This is a genomic window from Paenibacillus protaetiae, from assembly GCF_004135365.1.
Taxonomy (GTDB): Bacteria; Bacillota; Bacilli; order Paenibacillales; family Paenibacillaceae; genus Paenibacillus_AP; species Paenibacillus_AP protaetiae.
On record NZ_CP035492.1, the window covers coordinates 3,670,660 to 3,677,500 of the forward strand.

Annotated in this window: 6 protein-coding genes (1 of these 6 cut by a window edge); 5 read left to right on the forward strand and 1 reads right to left on the reverse strand. The window is 52.3% G+C overall.

Going from position 1 to position 6,841, the window contains the following annotated elements:
• The first annotated feature begins 3 nt into the window (after positions 1-3).
• Genes ET464_RS16900 through ET464_RS16910 form a run of 3 tightly spaced genes read left to right on the forward strand, consistent with a single transcriptional unit; the run spans position 4 to position 1,951 of the window.
• Positions 4-369 (forward strand): GntR family transcriptional regulator, encoded by a 366-nt coding sequence (locus ET464_RS16900; RefSeq protein WP_129442990.1) that lies wholly within the window; start codon positions 4-6, stop codon positions 367-369.
• Positions 369-1,265, forward strand: coding sequence for an ABC transporter ATP-binding protein (locus ET464_RS16905; protein WP_129442992.1), 897 nt, complete (start codon positions 369-371; stop codon positions 1,263-1,265). Before ET464_RS16900 ends, ET464_RS16905 begins: the two co-directional genes overlap by 1 nt.
• Positions 1,262-1,951 carry a hypothetical protein gene (locus tag ET464_RS16910; RefSeq protein ID WP_129442994.1) on the forward strand — a complete coding sequence of 230 codons (690 nt, stop codon included), beginning with the start codon at positions 1,262-1,264 and terminating at the stop codon, positions 1,949-1,951. Before ET464_RS16905 ends, ET464_RS16910 begins: the two co-directional genes overlap by 4 nt.
• A 124-nt stretch (positions 1,952-2,075) precedes the next feature.
• Here ET464_RS16910 and ET464_RS16915 read toward each other — a convergent pair whose 3' ends face one another.
• Positions 2,076-2,933: an undecaprenyl-diphosphate phosphatase gene (locus ET464_RS16915; RefSeq protein WP_129442996.1), complete on the reverse strand. Its 858-nt coding sequence runs from the start codon at positions 2,931-2,933 to the stop codon at positions 2,076-2,078.
• A gap of 402 nt (positions 2,934-3,335) precedes the next feature.
• Here ET464_RS16915 and pcrA point away from each other — a divergent pair, with 402 nt between their 5' ends.
• A complete protein-coding gene (gene pcrA / locus ET464_RS16920; protein WP_129442998.1) occupies positions 3,336-5,657 on the forward strand; it encodes a DNA helicase PcrA in 2,322 nt (773 codons plus the stop codon).
• Positions 5,658-5,785: 128 nt separating this feature from the next.
• Positions 5,786-6,841, forward strand: partial view of an NAD-dependent DNA ligase LigA gene (gene ligA, locus ET464_RS16925; RefSeq protein ID WP_129444527.1) — the 5' portion only. It continues 939 nt past the right edge of the window; the window shows 1,056 of its 1,995 coding nt (coding positions 1-1,056); it begins with the start codon at positions 5,786-5,788; the stop codon falls past the right edge of the window.

Genomic DNA, 6,841 nt, shown 5'->3' on the forward strand with positions numbered 1-6,841 from the left:
CGGATGAAGACGATAGACGACAGTCGCCCTATATTTATGCAAATTGCCGAACGGATCGAAGATGACATCATTGAACGAACACTCCCGGAAGAATCCCAGGTTCCATCAACGAACCAGTTCGCGGCCTTTTATCAGATCAACCCGGCTACCGCTGCAAAGGGGGTAAACCTGCTGACGGAGCAAGGCATTTTGTACAAGAAGAGAGGGATTGGAATGTTTGTGTCCGAGGGAGCTAGAGAGAAGCTGCTGGAGAAGCGCAGAGAGCAATTTTACGACCAGTACGTTGCTGCCATGGTGCAGGAAGCAAAAAAGCTTGAAATATCGGTTGAACAACTGACGGATATGATTAAGAAAGGGGCGACCATGTAATGAGTCCAATTGTGGAAGTGAACCGATTAACGAAGCGGTACGGAAGCTTTACGGCATTAAATCAAGTGAGCTTTTCACTGGAGGAAGGGAAAATCTACGGTTTGCTAGGCCGGAACGGAGCGGGCAAAACAACCGTTATGCATTTGCTGACCGCGCAGCTGATGGCGACCGAAGGCACGGTCAAAGTGTTTGGCGAACATCCCTATGAAAACCGGAACGTGCTGGACCGGATATGTTTTATTAAAGAAAGCCAGAAATATCCGGATACGTTCCGGGTAAAGGACATTATAAGCACAGCCGCCTCTTTATTCCCGAACTGGGACAACGACTATGCCGCTTCCCTGCTTCAGCAGTTCCAGCTTCCGCTGGACCGGCGCTTTAAGAAGCTTTCCAAAGGCATGAGTTCTTCGGTCGGCATCATTATCGGACTCGCCAGCCGGGCTCCGCTTACGATTTTTGATGAGCCCTATTTGGGGCTGGATGTCGTGGCGCGCTCGATGTTTTACGATCTGCTGATCGAGGATTATGGCAGCCATCCCCGGACGATTATTCTCTCGACACATTTGATCGACGAAATCAGCCCAATGCTGGAACATGTGATATTAATCGACCGCGGCGAAATCAAAATAAACGAAGAGGCCGAGAGGCTGCGGGACAAAGGGTATTCGGTATCCGGACCAGCCGGCAAAGTAGACGTGTTTACTGCAGGCAAACAGGTGTTGTCCCGTTCGGCGCTTGGCGGATATGCAACGGCAGTCGTGCTGGGCGGTTCGCCGTCCGAGCGTTACAGTGCAGCCGAGCAAGGGCTGGAGGTTAAGCCGGTTTCGCTTCAGGAGCTCATTGTTCATATGACCAAAATGAACCGGCCGGCACATGAACAGGGAGGGATAAAATGATGAGCAAAGTTCAAGCCGTTATAAAAATGCATTTTAAAGACAGATGGTCCTGGTTTATGGTACCGGCCATCGTCCTATTCTCCAGCTTTCTGGTCAATTTGTTTATCAGTTTCCTGGTCAGAGACGAACAGGGCATTCAGTCGGGAGGCGTATCCTCCATCTATATTTATACGCTTGTATTAGGCATTCTTGTCCCCGCCCAGACCTTCTCGTTTTCAATCGGGCTTAGCGTCCGGCGCAAAGATTATTTTTGGGGTGTCGTAACCGCAATGGCTATTTTTACAGTTGTGATTGCGCTGCTCTTATCGTTATTGTCCATTATCGAAGGAGACTGGACGGGGGGCTGGGGTGTCAAACTGAGTTATTTCCATCTGCCTTATTTGAATGATGGGAATATAGCGGTTCAATTCGGAGTATCGTTATGCTTGCTGCTCTTTATGAGCTTTATGGGATTGTTTATTGCCTCCATTGTACGCCGGTACGGGCGCAAAGGGATGTATGCTTTCACGCTGGTTATGATGGCTGCTTTAACCGTTACCAGTTATTTATTGACGTATTACAAAACTTGGGGGCCGGTTTTTGAGTGGCTCGGCGATCATTCCGCTTGGCTGAACGCCGTTATGCTCCTTCCGCTTGCTGCTTTGTTTGGCTTATGCTCGTTTTTGATGCTGCGCAAAGCGTCCTAAGCGCAAACTTCGAGAAGGCTTATGCTTATAATCCAACAACCCCCGGCCAGCAAGGTTTGCACCTGCTGCCGGGGGTTGTTTATGTGCGAAATGATTTTGCATTGCCGTTCCGGGTTAAATTGCACTAGATAAATACAAAATAAATGATGATGGCAAGAACAATTCGATAGATGGCGAACGGCACGAGTTTAATGCGGTTAATCAATTTCAGGAAGAAACGGATGGACAGCAGCGCGAATACAAATGCGGCAATAAATCCGGCGATAAAAAACGGCAGCGAATCCGCCGTAATGTACTGCCAGTTTTTATACAGCGATAACGCGCTGGCGCCAAGCATAACCGGAACAGCCATAATAAACGTGAAATCGGCTGCAGCCCGGTGGCTGAGACCAAGCAATACGCCCCCGGAAATGGTAGAACCCGAACGCGAGAAGCCCGGCCACAACGACAAGCATTGCATAAGACCGATTGTAAAAGCCTGCCTGTACGTTATCTGGTCCACCGTTTCCGCTTTAACCGGCATCCGTTTGCTGTAGTAGTCCGCAATAATCATCAGCACAGCCCCGATGACCAGACCGATAAGAACGGTTGCGGTAGAGAACAGGTACTCGTCGATGTAGTCTTCCAGCACCAAGCCAAGCACGCCCGCCGGAATCAAACCTACAATGACCTGCATCAGCTTCAGCCTTCCGCCTTGCGGAGCAGAAGGGGAAACAGGAGCAGCTGACTTGTTTCCTCTAAGCCGGTTTAATCCAAGCAATTCAATAAACCGGTTGCGGAACACGACGATAACCGCCAATATTGAACCAAGCTGGATAACGACCTTAAACGTATTGGCCGTGTACTTGCCGAGAAATTCCTCCGACTTTAGCCACATGTCATCAACGATAATCATGTGTCCTGTGGACGATACCGGGGCGAATTCCGTCAAGCCCTCGACGAGGCCCAAAATAATGGCTTTTATCATTTCCCAAAAATCCATTCCTACTAAACATCCTCTCTTTTGCTTGAATGGCGTCACGCAGCGCTAATTTGCAGGCTTGTCCGCCGATTGCTGCTCCGAACCTGCTTTTGCCGCATGGCCTAGCCAATATGATGATAACGCCGAGCCCCAGCCTTTCTTTGTTCATAGACGTCTGGCGGCGTTTTAAACCCTGCATGATTTCATTAAAAAACCGGTATAGGCTCAATGCTAGCGTTATTATACATGAGAATGCTTCCCGCGCTCAAATTTGATTATAATTGAACAAGCGATATGGAAAAATAGTGCATTTTTAACAACTGCAATGTTTTTTGCCCCGCAAATTGACACGTTAAGGGCGCTCCGTCTACACTGGAAAGTAGGCGAACAAATGCGAACAAATCGGTATAAAGGAGCAAGATTATGTTTAATCCAATCGGCATCGAGCAAGCGGTGCAAAAACTGAATCCGCCGCAGCAGGATGCGGTCCGGGCGACGGAAGGGCCGCTTCTCATCATGGCGGGAGCGGGAAGCGGCAAAACGCGCGTATTGACGCACCGTATCGCTTATTTAATCGAGAAGCAGCGAGTTGCGCCGTGGAGCATTCTTGCCATTACTTTTACGAATAAAGCGGCTCGCGAAATGCAGGACCGGGTTTCGGCGCTCGTTGGCCCGGGCGGACAGGATATTTGGGTATCCACCTTCCACTCGATGTGCGTCCGCATTTTGCGTCGTGATATCGGACGGATCGGCTATTCGACCAGCTTCTCGATTTTGGACTCATCCGACCAGTTGTCTGTTATCCGGAACTGCATGAAGGACCTCAATATCGACACGAAAAAATTCGAACCGAAAGCTGTGCAGGCAACGATGAGCAGCGCCAAAAACGAGCTGGTTACGCCGGAGCGCTTCGAGCAGAAGGCTGGCGATTATTTCGAAGGCATCGTGGCCAAGGTGTATACCGCTTATCAAAAAAGGCTGCGCAGCAACAACTCGCTTGATTTCGATGATTTGATTATGAAGACAATCGAGCTGTTTAAAGAAGTGCCGGAGGTCCTGGACTACTACCAGACCAAATTTCGCTATATCCACGTTGACGAATATCAGGATACGAACCGTGCCCAATATATGCTTTGCCGCATGCTGGCAGACAAACACCATAACATTTGCGTGGTCGGCGACAGCGACCAGTCGATTTACCGCTGGCGCGGCGCGGACATTACGAACATCCTCAACTTTGAAGAGGATTACCCGGAGGCCCGCACCATTATGCTGGAGCAGAACTATCGCTCCACCTCCAACATTTTGGATGCAGCCAACGCCGTCATTAAACGCAACACGGGACGCAAGCCTAAAAAACTGTGGACCCAAAGCGGCTCAGGCGATCCGATTACGGTATACCAAGCCGATTCGGAACATGATGAAGCGTATTTCATTACCGGCGAAATCCGCCGCAACGTGGATCACAAAGGAAAACGTTTCGCAAACCATGCGATATTGTACCGGACGAACGCCCAGTCCCGCGTTATCGAGGAAATTTTGATCAAATCGGATATTCCTTATCAAATCGTAGGCGGCGTCAAGTTCTACGACCGCAAAGAAATTAAAGACTTGCTGGCGTATTTGCGTTTGATTTCCAATCCGACGGACGATATTAGCCTGGAGAGGATTATTAACGTTCCGAAGCGCGGCATCGGCGATACGACGGTCGGCAAGCTGGCCGACGAAGCGGCCCGCCGCGGATCGTCCATCTATGAAGTGCTTGGCGACCTGAACGGGGTGGAGGTCAGCGGCCGGACAAGATCTCAGCTGATCGAATTCCGCGAGATGATCGGCAACCTGTCGCAGATGGTGGAATATTTGTCCGTAACCGAGCTGACGGAAAAAATACTCGAGATGTCCGGCTACCGGATGGAGCTGCAGCGCGAAAATACGCTGGAATCCAAAGCGCGGATGGAAAACATCGACGAGTTTCTGTCTGTGACGATGGATTTTGAGAAGCGCAACGAAGACCGGACGCTTGTCGCTTTTCTGACGGATTTGGCGCTTATCGCCGATATCGACTCGATGGACAAGGACGACAGCGCAAACGATGATGCGGTTGTCCTTATGACGATGCATAGCGCCAAAGGCTTGGAGTTCCCGGTCGTGTTTATTATCGGGATGGAGGAAAGCGTATTTCCGCACAGCCGCGCGCTTGCCGACAACGAAGAGCTGGAGGAGGAGCGCCGCCTTGCCTACGTGGGCATTACACGCGCGGAGGAGCGCCTTTACTTGACATGCGCCCGCATGCGGACGCTGTTTGGGCGCACGAGCTCCAATATGCCATCGCGCTTCCTGGAAGAGGTGCCGGACAGCGTCAAGGAAAATGTATCCGCCGGCGGCATCGGCCGGGGCGGAAACCGCTTTGCCGGCGGAGGCGCCGGCTCGTTTGGCGCTACGCGTCCGGGCGGCGGCCGGGCGCCTGGCTTTGGCGCGGCTGCTGCCAGCCGCCCTTCCGGCGCAGCCGGCAGCAGCGTGCGCATCAGCTCGCCGCTGGATGCAGCCCGCGCGGCTGGCGCAAGCGCGGGCGGGGGCGACCGCGATTTTGCCGCGGGCGATAAAGTGGCCCATGGCAAATGGGGCGAAGGCACCATTGTGTCCGTGAAAGGGACGGGCAGCGACACCGAGCTGCAGATTGCATTCCCGGCGCCTGTGGGGATTAAGCGTTTGCTGGCTTCTTTTGCGCCGATTACGAAAGTATAGATGAGAGCATTGAAACGAAACCCATTTAAATGATAGGAAGGGGAACCTCTGTGGAGACAAACAACCTGCGTTTTTCCGAAGGAAATCACGCTGGATTGCCCGAGGCCGATCCTGCTGTGCTGCAGCGCATGCAGGAGCTGGCAGATGAGCTTGCCGCTCACAATTATCAATATTATACGCTGGATCAGCCGACGATCAGCGATGCGGATTACGACAAGCTGTATGACGAGCTTGTCTCGCTGGAGGCGCAGTCCGGCATTACGCTGCCGGACTCCCCGACGCAGCGGGTAGGCGGCGATTTGCTCAAAGGCTTTGAGCCTCACCGTCACCGGGCGAAGCTTTGGAGCCTGGACAAAGCGCAGGACGCGGAGGATTTGCTGGCCTGGAACCAGCGTGTGCTGAAAGCGGTAGCCGACTATAACGCCAAGCATCCGGAGGAAGAGCCGCTCCCGCAGCCGGCGTATGCTATCGAGCTTAAGTTCGACGGGCTTACCTTGAACCTGACGTATGAGAACGGCAGGCTTGTGCAAGCGGCAACGCGCGGCAACGGAACGGTAGGCGAAGGCATCCTGCCGCAGGTGAAGACGATTAAGTCGGTTCCGCTGACGATCCCTTTTCAAGAAGGAACGATCGAAGTGCAGGGAGAAGGGTTAATGAACTTGTCCGTGCTGGAGCGCTATAACGCAACGGCCGCCGAACAGCTCAAAAACGCCCGGAACGCCGCCGCCGGCGCTTTGCGCAACCTGAACCCGAAAGTAACGGCCGAACGCAAGCTGAGCGCTTTTTTCTATAATGTAGGATATGCCGAAGGCGTTTCTTTTCAGGACCATAAACAAATGCAGCAGTTTTTGCGCGATAACAAGTTTAAGGTCAATCCCTACATCGTATATTGCGATACGATTGAAGAGGTGCAGAAGGAGCTTAAGGCCATTGAAGAACGGCGCCATACGCTGGATTATTTGATCGACGGAGCGGTTGTGAAGCTGACGGACATGCGTACGCGCGAAGCGCTTGGTTATACCGACAAGTTCCCGCGTTGGGCGGTTGCCTATAAATTCGAAGCGGAAGAAACAACAACCGTGCTGGAGTCTGTTTCCTGGGAAGTGGGGCGTACCGGCAAAATAACGCCGGTAGCGCGCGTAGAAGCGGTTGAACTTGCCGGCGTTACGGTACAGAACTGCACA

What these genes read in the sequence shown, in the direction of transcription:
- ET464_RS16915 (WP_129442996.1), bottom strand. Translation starts at nt 2,933, where the DNA reads ATGGATTTTTGGGAAATGATAAAAGCCATTATTTTGGGCCTCGTCGAG.
- ET464_RS16900 (WP_129442990.1), top strand. Translation starts at nt 4, where the DNA reads ATGAAGACGATAGACGACAGTCGCCCTATATTTATGCAAATTGCCGAA.
- ET464_RS16905 (WP_129442992.1), top strand. Translation starts at nt 369, where the DNA reads ATGAGTCCAATTGTGGAAGTGAACCGATTAACGAAGCGGTACGGAAGC.
- pcrA (WP_129442998.1), top strand. Translation starts at nt 3,336, where the DNA reads ATGTTTAATCCAATCGGCATCGAGCAAGCGGTGCAAAAACTGAATCCG.
- ET464_RS16910 (WP_129442994.1), top strand. Translation starts at nt 1,262, where the DNA reads ATGATGAGCAAAGTTCAAGCCGTTATAAAAATGCATTTTAAAGACAGA.